Origin of the sequence: Streptomyces sp. RG80, assembly GCF_040446465.1 — a bacterium.
Classification (GTDB): domain Bacteria; phylum Actinomycetota; class Actinomycetes; order Streptomycetales; family Streptomycetaceae; genus Streptomyces.
Map to the genome: position 1 here is coordinate 54,157 of NZ_JBEAAJ010000017.1, position 17,943 is coordinate 72,099.

16 protein-coding genes are annotated in these 17,943 nt (G+C 70.3%); 9 read left to right on the plus strand and 7 right to left on the minus strand.

Annotated elements, in window-relative coordinates:
* Positions 1-264 precede the first annotated feature (264 nt).
* Positions 265-1,479, minus strand: a complete 1,215-nt coding sequence (locus ABKA17_RS43220; protein ID WP_353697910.1) for an RNA-guided endonuclease InsQ/TnpB family protein — start codon at positions 1,477-1,479, stop codon at positions 265-267.
* A 51-nt stretch (positions 1,480-1,530) separates the two neighbouring features.
* On the opposite strand from ABKA17_RS43220, the gene tnpA reads away from it, so the two are divergent.
* Both tnpA and ABKA17_RS43230 read left to right on the plus strand, forming a co-directional pair.
* Positions 1,531-1,959, plus strand: a complete 429-nt coding sequence (gene tnpA / locus ABKA17_RS43225; RefSeq protein WP_353697911.1) for an IS200/IS605 family transposase — start codon at positions 1,531-1,533, stop codon at positions 1,957-1,959.
* Positions 1,960-2,093: 134 nt separating this feature from the next.
* Positions 2,094-2,549, plus strand: coding sequence for a barstar family protein (locus tag ABKA17_RS43230; protein WP_353697912.1), 456 nt, complete (start codon positions 2,094-2,096; stop codon positions 2,547-2,549).
* A 211-nt stretch (positions 2,550-2,760) separates the two neighbouring features.
* Here ABKA17_RS43230 and ABKA17_RS43235 read toward each other — a convergent pair whose 3' ends face one another.
* Together ABKA17_RS43235 and ABKA17_RS43240 are read right to left on the minus strand one after the other, a co-directional pair.
* Positions 2,761-3,450, minus strand: a complete 690-nt coding sequence (locus tag ABKA17_RS43235) for a response regulator (RefSeq protein WP_353697913.1) — start codon at positions 3,448-3,450, stop codon at positions 2,761-2,763.
* 42 nt (positions 3,451-3,492) lie between these two features.
* Positions 3,493-4,821, minus strand: coding sequence for a sensor histidine kinase (locus ABKA17_RS43240; RefSeq protein WP_353697914.1), 1,329 nt, complete (start codon positions 4,819-4,821; stop codon positions 3,493-3,495).
* Between the two features lie 188 nt (positions 4,822-5,009).
* Here ABKA17_RS43240 and ABKA17_RS43245 point away from each other — a divergent pair, with 188 nt between their 5' ends.
* The 6 genes from ABKA17_RS43245 to ABKA17_RS43270 all read left to right on the plus strand — a co-directional run bounded on the left by ABKA17_RS43245 (position 5,010) and on the right by ABKA17_RS43270 (position 11,503).
* Entirely contained in the window at positions 5,010-5,216 is a 207-nt protein-coding gene (locus ABKA17_RS43245; RefSeq protein ID WP_353697915.1) for a hypothetical protein, read from the plus strand.
* Positions 5,213-5,932, plus strand: a complete 720-nt coding sequence (locus tag ABKA17_RS43250; protein ID WP_353697916.1) for an ABC transporter ATP-binding protein — start codon at positions 5,213-5,215, stop codon at positions 5,930-5,932. Before ABKA17_RS43245 ends, ABKA17_RS43250 begins: the two co-directional genes overlap by 4 nt.
* 3 nt (positions 5,933-5,935) lie before the next feature.
* A complete protein-coding gene (locus ABKA17_RS43255; protein WP_353697917.1) occupies positions 5,936-8,476 on the plus strand; it encodes an FtsX-like permease family protein in 2,541 nt (846 codons plus the stop codon).
* Between the two features lie 216 nt (positions 8,477-8,692).
* Complete coding sequence (locus ABKA17_RS43260) at positions 8,693-9,454, plus strand: isocitrate lyase/PEP mutase family protein (RefSeq protein WP_353697918.1); 762 nt, start codon at positions 8,693-8,695, stop codon at positions 9,452-9,454.
* An 879-nt stretch (positions 9,455-10,333) separates the two neighbouring features.
* Positions 10,334-10,993 carry a hypothetical protein gene (locus ABKA17_RS43265; RefSeq protein WP_353697919.1) on the plus strand — a complete coding sequence of 220 codons (660 nt, stop codon included), beginning with the start codon at positions 10,334-10,336 and terminating at the stop codon, positions 10,991-10,993.
* 42 nt (positions 10,994-11,035) lie between these two features.
* A complete protein-coding gene (locus ABKA17_RS43270) occupies positions 11,036-11,503 on the plus strand; it encodes a hypothetical protein (RefSeq protein ID WP_353697920.1) in 468 nt (155 codons plus the stop codon).
* 5 nt (positions 11,504-11,508) lie between these two features.
* Here the strand turns inward: ABKA17_RS43270 and ABKA17_RS43275 are convergent, their stop codons facing one another.
* The 4 genes from ABKA17_RS43275 to ABKA17_RS43290 all read right to left on the minus strand — a co-directional run bounded on the left by ABKA17_RS43275 (position 11,509) and on the right by ABKA17_RS43290 (position 17,173).
* Positions 11,509-11,790 (minus strand): hypothetical protein, encoded by a 282-nt coding sequence (locus ABKA17_RS43275; protein ID WP_353697921.1) that lies wholly within the window; start codon positions 11,788-11,790, stop codon positions 11,509-11,511.
* Between the two features lie 111 nt (positions 11,791-11,901).
* The gene (locus tag ABKA17_RS43280; RefSeq protein WP_353697922.1) at positions 11,902-14,775 is read right to left on the minus strand and encodes a LuxR C-terminal-related transcriptional regulator; all 2,874 of its coding nucleotides are present in this window, start codon (positions 14,773-14,775) and stop codon (positions 11,902-11,904) included.
* A 225-nt stretch (positions 14,776-15,000) separates the two neighbouring features.
* A complete protein-coding gene (locus ABKA17_RS43285) occupies positions 15,001-16,917 on the minus strand; it encodes a pentapeptide repeat-containing protein (RefSeq protein ID WP_353697923.1) in 1,917 nt (638 codons plus the stop codon).
* A gap of 79 nt (positions 16,918-16,996) precedes the next feature.
* Positions 16,997-17,173, minus strand: a complete 177-nt coding sequence (locus ABKA17_RS43290) for a hypothetical protein (RefSeq protein WP_353697924.1) — start codon at positions 17,171-17,173, stop codon at positions 16,997-16,999.
* Between the two features lie 174 nt (positions 17,174-17,347).
* On the opposite strand from ABKA17_RS43290, the gene ABKA17_RS43295 reads away from it, so the two are divergent.
* Positions 17,348-17,797, plus strand: coding sequence for a hypothetical protein (locus ABKA17_RS43295; RefSeq protein WP_353697925.1), 450 nt, complete (start codon positions 17,348-17,350; stop codon positions 17,795-17,797).
* The last annotated feature ends 146 nt before the right edge of the window (positions 17,798-17,943 follow it).

Consider the following 17,943-nt stretch of genomic DNA (forward strand, 5'->3'; position numbering starts at 1 on the left):
ACACCCTCCCGGCGCCCGCGTCGTACCTCCTCCCAGTCCGTGGCCCTGCCCTTGCGGGCGCCCTCGACGAACTCAAATCGCTCAGCTGAGCCGACGAACACGGAAGTGCCGTTCGCCGTCGTAGGGGAAGATCGAGGGCAGGTCTTGCGACCAAGAGAAACGGGTGCACCTGCGTTACGGCACCGACAGGTGGGCGTTGCCGAACGCCGGTCGGGGATCATGTGGGTCGTGACTCCTCCCCCGGCTGAAGCCGGGGGCTTCTCGCTATGCCGGGTTGGCGTTGCGACGGACCAGCCCGGCCCGTAGAACGTTGGTGGCACCCACGGTGTCGGCGTGCGCGTGGTGGCCGCAGGCCACGCAGTGGAATTTCTCTTGTGTGGGCCGGTTCTCCTTGGCGGTGTGCCCGCATGCGGGGCAGGTGCGGGAGGTGTTGCGGGGGTCCACGGCGATCACTTCTCGTCCGGCGCTTTCAGCCTTGGCGTGCAGGATCGTCAGGAACACCCCCCATCCGGCATCGTTGATCGACTTGTTGAGCCCGGCCTTCGCGGCGGCCCCGTTGGGCAGGAACAAGCCTGCCCGGTCGGGGTCGGGTTTCGGTACGGGGGCCTTGCTCATGTTGCGGATCTTGAGGTCTTCGTGCGCGATCACATCGTGTGCGCGGACCAGGCCGAGGGCTGTTTTGTGGGCGTGGTCAAGGCGCTGGCGGCGCACCTTGCCGTGCAGTTCGGCGACTTTCTCCACAGCGCGCTGGTGGTTGGCGGTGCGGTCCTTGGCCTTGCGGCGCGGGAAGCGGGACAGGGCCTGCTGTGCGGCTTCGAGTTTCGCGGCGGCCTTGCGTCCGTGTCGCGGGTTGGGGACGAACCCGCCGTCCGAGTCGGCGAGGAAGTTCGCGATGCCCAGGTCGATGCCGACCACGCTGCCGGTCGCGGGCAGCGGTTCGGGCTGGTCCTGTTCGGCGGTCAGTACGACGAACCACTTTCGGCCCTCGCGCTTGACCGACACGGTCTTCACCCGACCGGCCACCGGGCGGTGCTGGTTGACCTTGACATGTCCGACGCCCTGGAGGCGGACGCGGGTGGCCGCATCGTGCGGGGTGGAGTTGAACCGGCAGCCGTCGCCGTCCTTAGGAAAGTCCACCGTGTCGAACCAGTTCACCCCGCGAAAGCGCGGGTAGCCGGGCGTCTCACCGGACGTGACCCGGCGGAAGAACGCGGCGAACGCCTTGTCGAGGCGGCGCAGGGTGGCCTGCTGCGAGGAGAACGACCAGCGGCCCTGACGCTCAGGGTCGAACGCCCGGATGTCCTTGAGCTGCGCCGACTGCATCCCGTACCTGACGCTGGTCTTCGACGGATGCCGCCAGGCGTCACGCCGCTCCTGCAACGCCGCGTTGTACAGGGAGCAGTGATCCCGCAGCATCTCTGCGAGTGCCTGGGCCTGGCGGACGGTGGGCCGCAGGAGGAACTTGTACGCACGGATCATCTCAGCCCACCCCCTCCGGTCGAGTTCGCTTGATCCTACTACACTTGGTGTATGTCACCACGCTGGGAACCAGATCCCGATGTCCGACGAGGAAATCATGTCGTTTTCAACCTTCACGCACACTTGGTGTTTGTCACGAAGTACCGGCGGGAGGTCTTCAACGACGACATGCTGACGCGTTGCGAGGAGATCATGCGGGACGTGTGCCAGTCCTTCGAGGCCGAGCTGCGGGAGTTCAACGGAGAAGGCGATCACGTCCACCTGCTCGTCCACTACCCGCCGAAGACCGCCCTGTCCAAGCTCGTCAACAGCCTCAAGGGCGTCAGCTCCCGCTACCTCCGCGCGGAGTACACCGGCCGGATCAACCGGATCGGAACGGGCTCGGTGTTCTGGTCCCCGTCCTACTTCGCCGCGTCCTGCGGCGGCGCACCCCTGAGCATCGTCAAGGACTACATCGAGAGCCAGAAGCGCCCAGCCTGACCGTCACCACACACGCCGCAGAGAACTCCGGCGCTTCGCGCCTCCGGGCCGAGGATCGCATTCCCGCCCGGCCTGAAGGCCGGGATTCCCTGCGAAGAACAAGGGATGGATGAGCGTGGTGAGGGGCGGAATCAGTGACCGTTGAAGATGAGTTCCTGGACGCCTGGGTTGATGTGGAGGAGGCACTTCCCTGGCTGCCGGCGGCCCCGTACTTTGTCGCCGATGATCAGCGCGGCTCTCTGCTGAAGGCGTTGGCCGGGTCCGGCTTGTCGGTACTGGAGATCGATTTGGCGGACGTGCGGCGGGAGGCTGATCTGCAGGCTGCGCTCGGACGAGCCCTGGCAAAGCCCGACGAGTACGACGACAACTGGGACGCGCTCCGTGACCTTCTCCGGGAGCGCGGCGCGAATACGCCCTGGGCCATGGCCGTGGTGTTCTCCTCGGCTCCCGCGTTCCTCCGCGCCGATGTCCACGGATTTGTGCGTGCGGTGTCGATCCTTGAGAACCTGTCGCTCGAGCTGTCGGACGTTGACGAGCCCTACGGCCAGTTGGAGCTCTTCTACGTGGGGGAGTGGCCGTCGGCTCGGTGAGGCCGGAGTCGGGCTTCGGTCCTGCGGCGCAGAAGGGCCGAGTGGGGAGTGCGTCCCTATCCTGTGGATGGCGTCCACGTTGTCCTGGAGGCTGCTCCGGAACGTGGCCGGGGGCTGTGAGGCGCTTGCGGTGGGCACCGTGGGAGCGCGCCGGGCGAGGTTTCTCCGTACGCCCACCGCGCACCGCACGCCAGGCGACGTACGTCCGTACTCACGCCAGTCGGCGTACGTCCTCCAGATAGCGCAGGACGGCGGCGACCCGCCGGTCCACCTGGTCGGCGGGGGACAGGTCGAGCTTGGCGAAGATGCTGCGGATGTGTTTGTGGACGGCGCCCTCGGTGACGACGAGGCGTCCGGCGATGGCGGAGTTGCCCAACCCCTCGGCCATCAGGGCGAGTACGTCCCGTTCGCGGGGGCTGAGCCGCTCCAGGCGGGGGTCCTGGCGGGAGCGGGTGAAGAGCTGGGCGACGACTTCGGGGTCGATGGCGGTACCGCCGTCCGCCACCCGGTGCAGGGCGTCGAGGAACTCCTGGACGCGCCCGACGCGCTCCTTGAGCAGATACCCGAGGCCGGTGACACCGCCGGCCAGCAGTTCGGTGGCGAAGCTCTGCTCGACATAGGCGGACAGGACGAGGACAGCCAGGTCGGGCCGTCGGCGCCGTGCCTCGACCGCCGCGACGATGCCCTCGTCGGTGTGGGTCGGGGGCATTCGTACGTCGAGGATCGCCACGTCCGGTTTGTGTTCGTCGATGGCGTCCAGCACCCCGTCGGGGGTGCCCGCGGTGGCTGCCACGTCGAGGCCCTCCGCGCGCAGCAGCAGGGCCAGGCCCTCGCGCAGCAACGGGTCGTCCTCGGCTATGACGATGCGCAGTTCACGGTCCATCCGCAGTTCACGGTCCATCCGCAGGTCGGGGCCATCGGCAGCACGGGGCCCGTCGGCGGGTCACAATCCGCAGGGGAGATCCACTTCGAGGGTCGTGGGCCCGCCGGGCGGGCTGGCCAGGGTGAGGCTACCGTCCAGGGCCGCTGTCCGGCGGCGGATACCGGTGAGTCCGGAGCCGCTGTGCTCGTCGGCTCCGCCCCGGCCGTCGTCCTCGACGCGCAGGTGCAGTCGGCCGCCACGGCTGTGGGCCGTCACGGTGGCGCTGCGGGCGCCGCTGTGCTTGGCGATGTTGGTCAGCGCCTCGGCGACGACGAAGTAGGCGGTCGCCTCCACGGAGGCCGCGCAGCGGTCGGGGATGTCGACGTCGATTCGGCAGGGCACACCGCTGTGCGCCGCCAGTCCCGAGAGTGCTCCGGCCAGGCCGCGGTCGTCGAGTACCGGCGGCAGGATGCTGCGGGAGACCGTACGCAGTTCGGCGAGGGCCTGTTCGGCGGCGGACTGGGCGCGTTCGAGGAGTTCGTCGGCGCCGGCCGGGTCGCGGGCGACCATCCGGCGGGCCGCGCCGAGCAGGACGGTGACGCTGACGATGCGGTTCTGTGTACCGTCGTGCAACGAGCGCTCGATACGGCGCAGTTCGACGGCGTGCGCGTCGAGCGCGGCGGCGCGGGTGGCGGTCAGTTCCGCGACGCGCAGGGAGAGATCGGCGTCGGGTCCGGCCGCGAGGAGTTCCCGTCCGGGCCGGGCTTGCAGTCGGGCCATGCCGGGGGCGAGGCCGAGGATGATGATGACCCAACCGAGGCCCAGCAGACACACGGCGAGGGCTTCGGGCCAGGACCGTGCCAGGCCGACCCCCAGGGAGGTGGCGGTCGCTTCCTCGGGCAGGAGTTGCCAGTACAGCGGAAAGGCGCTGTCCCGCACGGCGAGGACCGGCAGCAGGACTCCGAGCACTCCCAGAAGCAGGCCCAGCGTCGCGTGCCGGACCAGCCAGCGCAGCTCTCGTCGGGTGGTGGGGTCGGCCAGTGCGAGCCGCAGCTGGGTCGGCGGGGGTTGTGGGGCGATGACCTCGTGGCCCCGGCGGGCGAGCCGCGCGCGTTCGTGTCCGGCCAGGGCGTGCAGCGCGCGCAGCAGGGCGGGCGTCATGAGCAGCCCCGCCCCGACCAGGCTCGTCACGGCGGTGACGGCCGTCCACAGCAGCACCAGCAGGGCGAGCAGGGCTGTGTTGAGGCCGGACGCCAGTTCTCCGAGCGCGGTGCCGGCGGCGCTCAGGGTGCGTACGACGGTGTCCTTGACCTCCGTGCTCCGGTCGGCGGCATCGGTGACAGTGCCTGCCGTGCTGACGGTGCCGGCCGTGCTGACGGTGCCGGCAGCGCGGTCTTCGTGTGGTGTCATCCAGCCTCCCTCGGTCGCGGACGACCTTATGCCGCACGCCGGTTCGCGGAGGGCGTCGGGGACCGGAAGTACAGCCTGCTGTACCTGGAGGGGGCGGGCTGCGGGATCGGCCGCGAAGGGTGCTGATCCATAGCGTCGGTGACGACAGCGCACGAGTGCGGACACGCACGGATCACAGGAGCGACGCCATGGGGAACACGACCACCGACGCCGACAGCCTCACCCGAGGGGAGGTCGCCCGCACGCTGCTGTGGTCCGTGGTGGTGATCAGCGCGGTGACCAATATGGCGGCCTCCCTCGGCGGGGCCGACACCTGGGTCCACTTCGTCTGCGGCATCGTCACGGTGCTGTGCGGCGGCGCCCTCGCCGTGCGCAGTCTGCGAGGCCGTCGATGACCTCCGCCATCGCGCTGACCCAGGTCAGCAAGGAGTACGCGGCAGGTGTACGCGCCCTCGACGACGTGTCGTTGACCGTGGAGCGCGGTGCGTTCGTCGCCGTGATGGGGCCTTCGGGCTCCGGCAAGAGCACACTGATGCACTGCGCCGCCGGGCTGGACTCGCCGACGTCCGGGAGCATCCGCATCGACGGCCACGAGATCGGCGGGTTGAACGAGACCCGCCGGACCGAACTGCGCCGGGAACGCGTCGGGTTCGTGTTCCAGGCGTACAACCTCATCCCCTCGCTCAGTGTCGAGGACAACATCACCCTGCCGCTGCGCCTCGCGGGACGGGCCCCGGATAGCGACTGGCTGCGCACACTGGTGGGACGGGTCGGTCTCGCCGACCGGCTGAGCCACCGGCCGGCCGAACTCTCCGGCGGCCAGCAGCAACGCGCCGCCGTCGTACGGGCGTTGGTGGCCAGACCGGCCGTCGTGTTCGCTGACGAGCCGACGGGCGCGCTGGATCTGCGCAGCGCCCACGAGGTGCTGGACCTGCTGAGGGACCTGGTCGACGAGTTGCAGCAGACGGTCGTGATGGTCACCCATGATCCGGCCGCAGCGGCCCGCGCACACCGGGTGCTGGTGATGGCCGATGGCCGCGTGGTCGAGTCCCTGGAGGCCCCTACCGCCGTTCAACTGGCCGATCGTCTCGTCGCGTTGGGAAAGGTGTGAGCCGTGTTCCGTCTCGCGCTGCACATGGCCGCCCACCGGATCACCGCCCTGATCGCTGTGGCGTGCGCGGTCCTGGGCGGGGCCGCTCTGATCACCGGCACCGGCGTCCTGGCCGAGTCCGGTGTCCGTTCCCACCTGCCGCCCGGCCGCCTCGCCGGCGCGGACGTCGTGGTCGCGGCCGACCAGGAGTTCCGGCCGGCCGGGGACCTGCCGATCGCCCTCCCGGAGCGCCGTAGGGTCCCGGCCGCCCTGGTCGCCGACCTGTCCGGGCTGCCGGGGGTGGAGGCGACGGTCGGTGACATCGCCTTCCCCGCCGCGCTCGTCGACTCCCGCGGCCGGGTCGTACCGACGAAGGATCCCGCGTCGGCGGGTCACGGCTGGTCGTCCACCGAGCTTCTGAAGGACCAGGCGGTGGACGGTGACGCGCCGGCCGGTTCCGGCGAGGTCGCCGTGGACAGCGCGACCGCAGCCGCCGCGGGGGTCAAGGCGGGCGACCGGGTGCGGGTTGTCGCGAACGGCCGTCCCGCCGCCGGTTACCGCGTCTCGGCGGTGGTCGACGCGCCGGACGCCGGTGTGCTCTTCGCCGACCGGACGGCCCTACGGCTGTCGGGCCGTGCGGACGGAGCGCTCGCCCGCACCGTCGACCTGATCGGTCTGCGCACCGCGCCGGGGGCCCAGGAACAAGTCGCCGCCGACGTCCGTACGAAGCTGAAGGACACCGGGCTCGAGGCAGTCACCGGCGTGGACCGCGGGGACCTCGTGTCGCCCGGCGCGGGTGCGAGCCGCTCCCTGCTCATCCTGCTCGCCGGGTCCCTCTCCGGGATCATCGTGCTGATCACCGGGTTCGTCATGGCGAGCGCGCTGGCCGTGTCGCTCGGCGGGCAGCGCCGCGACCTGGCGCTGATGCGGGCCGTCGGCGCGACCCCCCGGCAGATACGACGGCTCGCCGCGTCCCAGGCCACCCTCATCGCGGCCGGCGCGCTCGTTCCCGGAGTGGCGGTGGGCTACCTCCTGGCCGGACAGTTCCGCGGCCTGCTGGCGGACCGGGGCGTCATCCCCGCCGAACTCCCCCTCACCTACAGTCCGTTGCCCGCGGTCGCGACGATCCTCCTGACGGCCCTCGCCGTACAGCTCTCGGCGCGGGGCGCGGCGTGGCGCACCTCCCGCATGCCGGCGACGGAGGCGGTCGCCGAGTCGCGCAGCGAACCCCGTGACCCGTCCAGGATCCGTACGCGCTCCGGTCTGGTGGTCATCCTCGCCGCGACCGCCCTGTCGGCTCTTCCGCTCTTCTCCCGCACCGTCCTGGGCGCCACCGCCACCTCCATCGCGGGCATCCTCGGCGCGATCGGTCTGGCGCTGGCCGGGCCGGCCCTCGTCCGGGGCGTCGGCGCCGCCGCGAGCAGGCGCACCCGTTCCGGCGCCTCCGCGCCGACCTGGCTGGCGATGTCCAATCTCCGTGCCTACGCCCTGCGCAACGCGGGGATCGTCAGCACCCTGGCCATGGCGGTCGTGTTCGTACTGACGTACACCTTCGCCCAGACCACCCTGATGGCCGCCACCGACCAGGACACCCGCAACGGCACCCTCGCCCAGCAGCGGCTGAGCGCGCCCGGCCTGGGCGGACTGCCCGAGGGCACCCTGGCCGCCGTACGCAAGACGCCCGGGGTCCGGGCGGCGGCTCCGGTTGGCACCACGGCAGTGATCTGGACGTACAAGATGCTCGACGACACGGTGTCCGAGGCCGGCTCCGCGACGATCCTCCCCCCGGACGCCGCGGGCGTCCTCGACCTCGACGTACGGGACGGTGACATCGGCCGCCTCTCCGGCGCCACGGTCGCCGTCAGCGGCGACGTCGCCCGCTCGCGGTCGGCGGGCGTGGGGCGGCGGGTGCAGCTGGTCCTCGGCGACGGCACACCGGTCGACGCCAAGGTCGTCGCCGTCTACGACCGCGGTCTCGGTTTCGGCCCGGTCGTCCTCTCCCACGACCTGACGGCCGGACACACCACTACGGAGCTCGACCAGTCCGTCCTCGTACGCACCGACGGCACGGCCGCGGCCACGAAGAAACTCGCCGCCCTGGCCGCGTCCCGCCCCGGCCTGACCCTGGAGAAGGCGGACCCGGCCTCGACCGGCGGCCTGGAGGACGCCCCGCCCGAGGTGTGGATCAACCTGGCCACCATCGTGGTGCTGCTCGTCTACCTCCTGTTGAGCATCGCCAACAAGCTGGTCGCCGCGACAGCCCAGCGCCGGGTCGAGATGGCCGCGCTGCGCCTCAACGGCACGACCCCACGTCAGATCCGCGCGATGATGCGCCGTGAGGCCGCGGTCACCGCCGCCACCGCCCTCACCACGGCCCTGCTGCTGTCCGCGATCCCCCTCGCCCTTCTGGGCCAGGCCTTCCTCGGCCGCCCCTGGCCCGCGGGCCCGGTGTGGCTGCTCCCCGCCCTGGTGGTCACGGTCACCGTCACGGCGTTCCTCACCATCGAACTGCCCACCCGCCAGGCCCTGCGCACCTCACCTGCCGACGCGGTCCGCGCATCGTGATCCGACGCCTGAGCCGCTGTTCCGCCGCGCCGGCCACACCGGTGTGGCGGAGAGCGTCGATTCGCTTCCACGGGGCGGCGGTTCGAGGTTCGGTCGGGGATGGCCAGGACGTCGGCGCCGGCGGCAGAGGCCGATCGGCCCCGCACTCCGTCGGGCCGGCGGCCGCATGCCCGATGTCAGGCCGCTTCGCCCGGTGGTCCGGGTAGTGTTCCCGACATGGACTTCGATACCACCGTAGAGCGAGCTCAACGCCTCAAGCAGCTGCAGGCCCAAAGCAAGCCGCTCGTGCTGCCGACCGTGTGGGACGCCTGGTCCGCGCGTGCAGCAGTGGCCGCCGGGTTCCCCGCGCTGACGGTCGGCAGCCATCCCCTCGCGGACTCCCGAGGGGCAGCCGACCACGAGGGGCAGACCTTCGACGAGGTACTCGCCGCCGTCAGGCCGATCATCGCGGCGGTCGACGTCCCCGTGTCCGTGGACCTGGAGTCCGGATACGGGCAGAAGCCCGCTGATCTCGTCGCCGGGCTCATCGAGGTCGGCGGCGTCGGCCTCAACATCGAGGACACCGTCCACTCGGACGGCGGCCGGGTACGCAGCACCGAGGAGCATGCGAACTACGTCGCGGGCCTGCGTACGGCGGCGGACGAGTCAGGCGTCGCGGTCTGGGTGAACGGGCGCACCGACCTCTTCCTGCACGCGCAGGACGCTTCCGGCGTCCTCCGCGAGGCGATCGAGCGACTGCGAGCTCTGGAGGAGGCCGGAGCGGACAGCGTCTACCCGGTAGGAATCCAGGACAACGATGAACTGCTCACCGCGGTGATCGGGGCAGTGAACATCCCCGTCAACTCCACGGCCCACCCCGTCAAGCACGACCTCGAGCGTTTCCGCCGCCTCGGCGTAGGCCGGATCACCTACGGCCCGCTCCTGCAAATCGCCCTGACCGACACGATGAAGGATATGCTCAAGCCCTGGGCACCTTGAGACGCCGTATCTCAACCGACCATGGCGCGTGCGAGTCGAACAGGCTTCTCGCTGGGGGTGACCTTCTGAGGGTCGGCCTCCAGCACCGCAGCCTGTTCGACAAACCCCGCGTTCCCCACCGAACTCACCGCTGCGGCTGCGTGCCTGCCTTCGTGTGAGGCGAAGGCCCAGAGGTATCCGTGTGGTTGAGCCGGTCGTTCTTCACTCAGCGCCGGGTGACGGATGACTTCTTGCCGGAGGCCCTGGTGATGGGCGAGGCGCCCGAGTATGCCTTCAGACCGGGGGCGTCGGCGAAGCGGGTGCGGTCGTCCCCGATCCCCAGCCGGCCCGCGGTATCGGTGCTCCGAGTGAGGCTTGGCGTACCTGGCCGGGTTATCGCAGGTCACGGTGGTGGAAGGTGGGAGCAATTCGCGTCGGGAGAGGCGGACGGCTGTACGCCGCAACTGCTGATGTCCTCGCAGAAGTTGGCTGGGGCAGAAGGGCGGAGCAGGTTGCGGTGGTGAGGGTCGCCGTGGAGGGGTGCGTGAAGGCGTCGTAAGTCGGCGCAGCGTCAGTAGGACTACGTAACTCTCCACGGAAAAGTGGGGCAGCGGACCTGTGAAAGGTGGGCTGGCGTTCGCGGGTATCTACCATTTCGGTCATGTCTGATCACACTGTCCTGACTGGTCCGGCGCTGGGGACCGCTGCGCCGACCCTCACAACTGAGGCGTCCGGTGGGCTGCCCCCAACCGAGGACTTGCTTACCGCCGTGTCTGTACGGCGGGCCGACTGGATCGCTGCCTGCGAGGGCGGGCGACGGTCGCTCGACATCCACCGCACCCCACCGCCCGCGCCAGGAATCGACGGTGCGAATGACGTGAACTCGGATAGGGGCTTGTGGTGATCAAGGAGTTGCTCCAGGACCTCATGCAGACCGCGTTCGGTGCTTGGACTCTTGACGACGGATGCGCTGGTGGCGAGATCACGGCCGCCGAGGACCGCTTGGGGATCAGCCTGCCGGGCGCCTTGCGTGACTACTACGCCGCGGCGGGCAGGCATCCGGAGTTGATGGGTATGGGAGGTCACGAGCGAACCTTCCGGCTGAGCGCGCCCAGTCTTCTGAGCCTTGAGGACGGACTACTTGTCTTCCTGGGGGAGAATCAGTGGCCCGCGCAATGGGGCGTGCGCCCGGACGATGTCGACTGGTCCGACCCCAGGGTCCACGGACGGGCCGAGCCGGGCAAGAAGTGGTACAGCGAAGCCCGGCGGCTGTCGGCGTTCCTGATCAATGTCGCCGGCGTGCAGGCGGTCAGGGCGCTTCCGCACCAAGCCACGTGTCGGCTACGCCAGGATCAGTTGAAGGCTGTCGAGCCACTGCTGGAGTACATCGGGTCTCGCGAGATGCAGCAGGGCGGTGACTGGCTGAGCTTTATCGACCGATCGAGCCGCGTGGTGGCCCACTATTCCTACATCACCGACACTGTGCGCATCGGGGCAGTGGACCCCGGCGCACTGGAATCCCTGCGCGAACGTTCAGGACTTCCGCTCAGAGGTGTCTGACATGGCCAAAGGATGCCGTCGTGGAGTGAAAGGTCTGAACACATGGATTCCCTCAATGTCGAGCACGAGTGCGTGATCGACATCATGTTCACCGGCCCTGAGCGGCCCAGCTTCGGCGATGTCTTCCTTCTCTGCGGTGACGACAACCCGAACTTCCCGCCCACGGACCCCCGTTGGGGATCCCTGGACCACTTGCGATTCGAACAGGTCGACGACTATTTCGCGGTCCTTGACGAAAGCACGGACGAACCGGTCATCTGGCTGTATCCCCTGGTGCGGGGATCTGTTGTGCACCACCATCCGGGACCTTTCGAGGGCCTGCGACTGCACTACGACCCTGAACTGGACAGCTCGGGCCTGGTTGCCCACTTCGTCGACGTCATCGAATGCCTCGCAAACCTTCTGCCAGCACAAGCCCTGTGGGGACAACAACGCGAACCCATTGGGCCGCCCATCGCCACCGACGCCCTTGCGGCTCGCGTCCAGCAGTTCATCGACACCGCCGATTGACGGCATCAGGTGCAGGTTGAACCGCTCCGGGATCGGTACAGGCCCAGCCCGGTCAGGTCCCATACTCGTACGGTTTTGTCGTTGCCGCCGGTGACGGCGACGGGCCGGCCGTCCACCACGGCAGTCGCCGCTCCCCAGACCATGCCCTTGTGACCCTCCAGGACTTCACCGATCGGCCGGCCGGTGACCGGGTCCCAGATTTGTACCGTTCCGTCTCCACTGCCGATCAGGGCAACGAGACGGCCTCCTACCACCGCTGTCGTCACTGAGCCCACCGCGGAGTGCACTTGACCACCTCCCTGGGACGGTTGTTACGACACCTGAGCCGAGCGATGCGTGCTGCCGTCTGTCTCTGAGCAGGTGGTCACATCGGTTGCCCACTCGCGCGCGACCCCGTGCTACCCGCTCCGCCGCAGGAGGTCGGAGAGTGCGAGCCGGGACGGGACCTCGAGTTTGCGGTAGATGCGGGAGAGGTGTGTCTCCACGGTGCGGGGGCTCAGGAAGAGCCGCTCGGCGATCTCCCGGGTGCGCAGGGTCGTCGCCGCGAGTTCGGCGATCTCCCGTTCGCGGTCGCTGAGCAGGCCGAGGGGGTGTGTGCCGAGGGTGTTCCCCGACAGCTCGGCACGTGTGCTGGTCACCCGCTCCTGGACCAGCAGTGCGCCGTAGGCGCGGGCGACCGCCTCGGCCGCGTCGAGGTGGCCGAGGGCGGCGGCCGGGCCGTGGGCCTCGTGGAAAGAGCGGGCGCCGGTCGCCAGGGTCCAGGCGTACTGCACAGGCATGTCGGCCGACCGGAAGGCCTCCGCGGCGAGGTCGAAGAGCTTGGCCGCCGCGTCGTGCTCCCCGTCGGCCGTGTGGAGCTGGGCACGGGCGCAGTGAACGTAGGCCTCCTGGATGGGCAGTCCGAGGCGGTCGGACTCCGCCTCGGCGGCCCGGACCAGTCGGTGCGCCTCCTCGCGGTCCCCGCAGTCCAGTGTGGCCGTGGCCAGCAGGGTGAGCAGGAGGGGGCGGGAGAAGGGCCGGACCCGGGGGAGGCGTTTGCCGCCTCCGCCCTCCAGCAGGGTCCGTCGGGATCCGGCGGCGTCACCGGCGAGCAGCCGGGCCTGGGCCAGCAGGCCCGTTGCCGAGGCGCTCCACCAGCCGTGGCCGGGCGGGAGCGTGCTCGTGACCTCCTCGACGAGCGTGACGGCCTCGTCGGCACGCTCCCGGCCATGGGCCCAGACGAGTGCCGTCGCGCGGATTGCCTGCGCCAGGGTGACGGCGGGCTGGACGCCGAGGGGGCGGGCCAGGTTCTCCACTTCCCGGGCATGCCGCTGGGAGGCTTCCAGGCGTCCGGTCCACAGCTCGGCCGTGGCGAGTCCCAGGAGCCGGTGCAGCAGGATGGGCCGCTGAGGGCCCGAGTCGGCGGGCGCCAGCCCTCGGCTCAGGTGGCGGGCCGCGTCCGCGAACCGTTCCAGGTAGAGCTCGGCGCTGCCGAGCAGAGCCAGAGTCTCCGGCGTACGGCCCGCGAGCGGGTCCGGAAGGGCGTCCACGAGGCGGGCACAGCGGGTGACTTCGTCGGCGGCCTCGTCCAGATCTCCCGCGTGGGTGGCGCACAGGGCGTTGAGGACCCGCAGGACGGTGCGATCCGCTCCGTCCGCCTCACTCGGCGTCCGCGCGGCCTCCCGGAGCAGATCGCGTGCCTGGTCGTGCGCACCGCTGAGGACGTGGACCAGGCCGTACTCGATGATCAGTTCCACGGCCTCGGCCGGCAACGGATCGGGCAGCGGCCTGGGCAGCAGGCCGAGGGCGGCTCCTGCGATGGCCGCCGCCTCCGCGTACCGGCCGAGCTGCCGCTCTGCGTTCGCGCAGACGGCGTGGGCCTGGAGCGACTGCCGCTCGCCGAGAGCCGCGTGCCGATGCGCCAGCAGTTCGTGCGCGCGCGTGCGAGCCTCATGCAATCGGCCCGAGGCGATCAGCGCACGGCAGCAGGCGAGTTCCATCTCGGTCCGGGTAGGGGATTCCCCTTCCCCGTCGTGCCCTTCGGGGAGGGACTCCAGGGCCGAACGGAGCCAGCGCGCCGCGGTCTCCGGCTCCCGTACGGCGAGCTCCGCGGCGCCCTCGGCCAGCACCCGCGCGGCGAGAGCGGCGTCCGCGCCCAGCAGGTGCTCGGCGTGGCGGGCCCGTTCGCGAGCCCGGCCGCCACGGCCGGTGATCAGTTCCAGGGCGCGGCGGTGGGCGCGCAGCCGGAAGGACACGCCGGCCCTCTCGTGCGCGACATGGCCGATGACGGGATGGCGGAAGGCCAGACCGCCCTTCCAGTCGGCCGAACGCACCAGCTCCGCCCGCTCCAGTTCGGCGAGCGCGTCGAGGGTGCGGTCCAGCCCAAGCCCGGAGACCTGTGCGACGTCCTGCGGCCGGAACGGGCTGCCCAGCACGGCCGCTGCCGAGGCCGCGACGGCCGCCTGCGGCGTCAGCGCGTCGAGTTCGGCGATGAGCGGCTTCGCCTCGCGGAGCAGGCCGACGGCGTCGGTGCCGGGGAGGTCGGGCCAGTGCTCGGGCTGCCAGTTCGCCGCGGCGAGCAGACGCAAGTACCGCGGATTTCCTTCGGCCGCCGCGCACAACCGGGCCGCGAATTCCTGTAGTTCGGCGGAGTAGCGCAACGGGGCCGCGAGTTCTTCTAGTTCTGCCGGGGTGCGCGGTTCGCGAGCAACGGGCGTGCCCCAACGGGCGAGCAGCGCGGCCACGGCCTCCGCGTCGAGCGGGCCAGGTTCGATACGGGTGACGGTGTCGGCTCGTACGCCGTCCTCCAGCGCCTGACGCAACTCGGGCGCCGTCTGTCCAGGGCGGTGCGCCAGGGCGAGGAGGAAGGGTCTGGGCGCCACGGAACGGGCCAGCCGCACGAGCACGGCCGCCGAGTCCGGATCGCACCAGTGGATGTCGTCCAGCACCAGGACGCAGCCTGCCGCCCACTCGCCGGGCAGGTCACGGACCTCGTCGAACGGCTTCCCCTTGGCACCGCCGGCCCGCCGAGCCTCCCAGGCGTCCCGCAACACCTGGAACGGCGTGGTGTTTCCGCGTACGGCGTGGGCGCGGATGACCGGGACTCCCTGCTGTGTTGCCAGGTCGACGAGTGCCGTGGCCAGGTGGGTCTTGCCGATGCCCGGCTCTCCGGTGATTTCCACCACCGAGCCCCGGCCGTCCCGGAGCGCGGCCACAGTTCGCGCGAGCAAGGAGAGTTCGGTTTCCCGTCCGACGGGGTGCTCATGGGTAGCCGTTATGGGCACTGCGGTCATGGGTGCCGTTCTCCCTCACACAGGGCACTGTCATGGCAACCATACAGACGCAAAAATGGATGATCGACTTCGGATTGTGAAGCAGAGGGTGTGCTTGAGCATTGCTTCCGACGTTGCCGAGCAGCGCCATGACGGGCAGCCTCAGTTTTGGTGGGTCGATGGCCGCGGCGACACCCGCGTCATCCGCGCAGTACCCCGCGTTGCGTCAGCCGTGCGGTCCGTCGGTCAGTCCGCTTCGAGTGCGCCCAGGAGGAGGGTGATGACGCGGGTGGCGGCAGACCACTGCTCGGCGGTGAGTTCGGGATGGTCGTCGGCGACGGAGGCCGGGATGGGGGTGTCCTCGATACGCCACGCCAGGTCGGAGACGAGGATGTCGGTGCCGGTGATCTTCACTCCTGACCTCTCCCGCTCAGGGGCGTGCGGGGGTCCCGGCACCGTGCCGTACTCCAGGAGCTGGGCGCAGGCGAGATTGTCGGGGGTCTCCGAGCCGGCTGTCAGCAGCGCCTTCCGGAATCCGGTCGTGATGTCGGTGGGGGCCGTGGTGTCCCTGGCTCCCAGCAGCATCCGGACCAGGTCCTGAGCGGTTCCGGTCGCGCGTACGGAGTCGTCTGTGTGGAAGAGGCAGTGCCGCAGCGTCCAGCGGGAGAGTTGGGCGTCCGAGAAATCGACCGGGCCGTGGAAGGAGGCGCGACCCTCGCGCGCGTAGGGCAGGCTGAACGACACGTCGCCGAACGATGCGCCCGCGAACGTCGTGCGCCCGTGGAACTGCGTACCGGTGAAGTCCGCGTGGGCCAGGCGACATCCGCTCGCGTCGAAGTCGATCAGTGTGGCTCCGGAGAGCCGCAGCTGAATGTCCTCCCAGATCGGCCGGTCGGCGGCCGGGCGCGTGCGGTTCGTGAGCAGCCGCTGAGCCTCCCGCCGCGTTCGTACTTCGGCGAACTGGGAGGGGGTGAGCGCGAAGACGTCGGCAGAGATGTCGAAGGCCAGCGGCACCCGCAGATACGCGCAGACGGTGTCCACCACACGCTGCCTGAGCTCGGGCTCAGCGTCCCCGAGTTCTCCGAGGACGCGCAGCCCGGTGAGGCGTGCGTCGGGGTCGGGGTCGGCGAGCTGACCGTGATACGGCGTAACGGACTCGTCAGGAATCAGGCGCGCGTCGCTCCCGTCACCGGTTCCCGGCGTGGTCGCTGTCCAGCCGAGGGGCCAGACCTGCTCTTCGGGACGGGCGGTGGCGGAGAGTCTGGCGTCGGTGAGGTCGGCTGCGGGCTGCAAGAGGTGGACCCGTCCACCGAAGACGGCCTGCTTGAAGAGCGCCTCGCTGCCGAAGCGCGCCTTCCAGAACCAGGCGGCCCCCTCGAACCATGCGTCCGTGAACGACACGCGGCCGTTGAAGCGTGCTCCGTCGCCGCCCTCCTCCCAGTCCTGGTAGTCGCCCTCCAGTACGGCCAAGGGCCAGAGTGGGTCGTCCTCGTTGACTTCCTCCCAGGCGACGGGACGCCATGCCTCGGCCTCCTCCCACGCCGGTTCGTCCTCGGGGAGGTCCTCCTCGCCCCGGCCGAACCAGGCGATCCCCTGGAAGCGGGCGCCCGAGAAATCGGCGGCCGCCCGGAACCTCGTACGCCCGAACACGGCCGTTTCGCCGAACCGTGCGCCCGCGAAACGCGCGTCGTTGTCGAAGACTGCCCTCTGGAACAGTGCCTCCCTGCTGAAACGGGTGCCGTCGAACACGCACGCCCCGTGGAAGTGGGCGTCCGCGAAGCCGGCCCGGCCGAAACGGCAGCCGCTGAAGTCGACGTCCGGCAGTACGGCGCCGGTCAGGTCGATGTCGAGGCAGTCCTCGCAGTCGGCACCGCACCCGGCATCGGCCGCTGCGTCGGCCGGGACCTGATCGGTGTCCGGATGCCGACGTGCCAGGGCGGCGATCATCGCGGCCGCCGCCCGCACTCCCACGCAACCGTCGGCAGCCCGCACGACCGGGCTACGCAGATAGCGGCAGACGGCGTCGGCCACGTGTTGTCGCTGCGCGGGATGAGCCAGGGCCAGTGCCTCCAACTCCCGCAACGCGGCGCCGTGGAGACTGACGTCCGGTCCGGCCAGGCGGCCGGCGGCACGCTGAAACACCTCGGAGGCCTGCGGCCGCATCCTGGTTACCCCTGTCGCCGATCTACCTGATCAACGTACCGAACGCAGGTCCGACTGAATGTCTGCGTCGGATGCGGCATCAGGTGAGCGTGAGCGACAGCGGCACCACGGGCCGACCGCCGACATCCCGTCGCTGCCGCCACAGCACCGTCCCGTCCGACGCGCGCAGTGCCACCAGCTCACCGGAGTTGAAAGCGACGCAGACGGTGTCCTCGTACCCGTCCAGAGCGGTGGCCGGGAAATCGGCGGTGAACACCCAAGGTGGACGTAGCAGCGGAACTCCCTGATGGCTGAGGGTGATTCTCGGGTTCAACCGTATCCGGCGAGCCCGGCAGCACCGGTCGGCTCACGGAGGCCATACGCTCGGCTGAAGACGCGGGGCTGGGGCTATCGTTCGCGCACTCGAAGCCCGAGAGGAACGTACACGCCCATGTCCCTGTGGTTGACCTTGGCGAAGATCGCACCCCCTGTGCTGGCGGAAGCACGCCAGAGCCCCGCACTGATCGACGCGCTCTTCTCCGGCGGGAAGGGCGGCAACGACCCCGCGCTTGTCCCTCACGGCTTCCGTCCCGGGGCGGACTCCCACGGCGAGGACTTCCGCGCGCTCGGCGACACCGCCGAAGGCCGTGCGGAGGTCGAGGAGGGGGAGTCGGACTGGAGACCCGTCTACCCGTGGCTGGCGCGGGCGACCGGTCACGGTTGTGAGGTCGTCGAGGAGTACGAGGTCGGGTACGGCCCCGTGTTCGTCCTGGCCCCGGACGAGGTCCGCGAGGTCGCGAAGGGACTGGTGGCGGAGGGCTGGGCGCGCTTCGTGGAGCTGGGCCCGTTCTACGCCTCGGCAGCGGCGGAGGGCAAGGGCGTGATCGGCGGGGTGAACTGAACGAGCCCTGGGAGCGGATGGGGGTGCTGGTGACCGGTCGGTAGTACGTACCGCGATTACGTGGTTCCCCGGATGCGTCGCCCCAGGTCACAGGGCTTGACTCGATGTACGCCGGAGAGATTCGCCCGGGCGATTGTCAGTGGCTG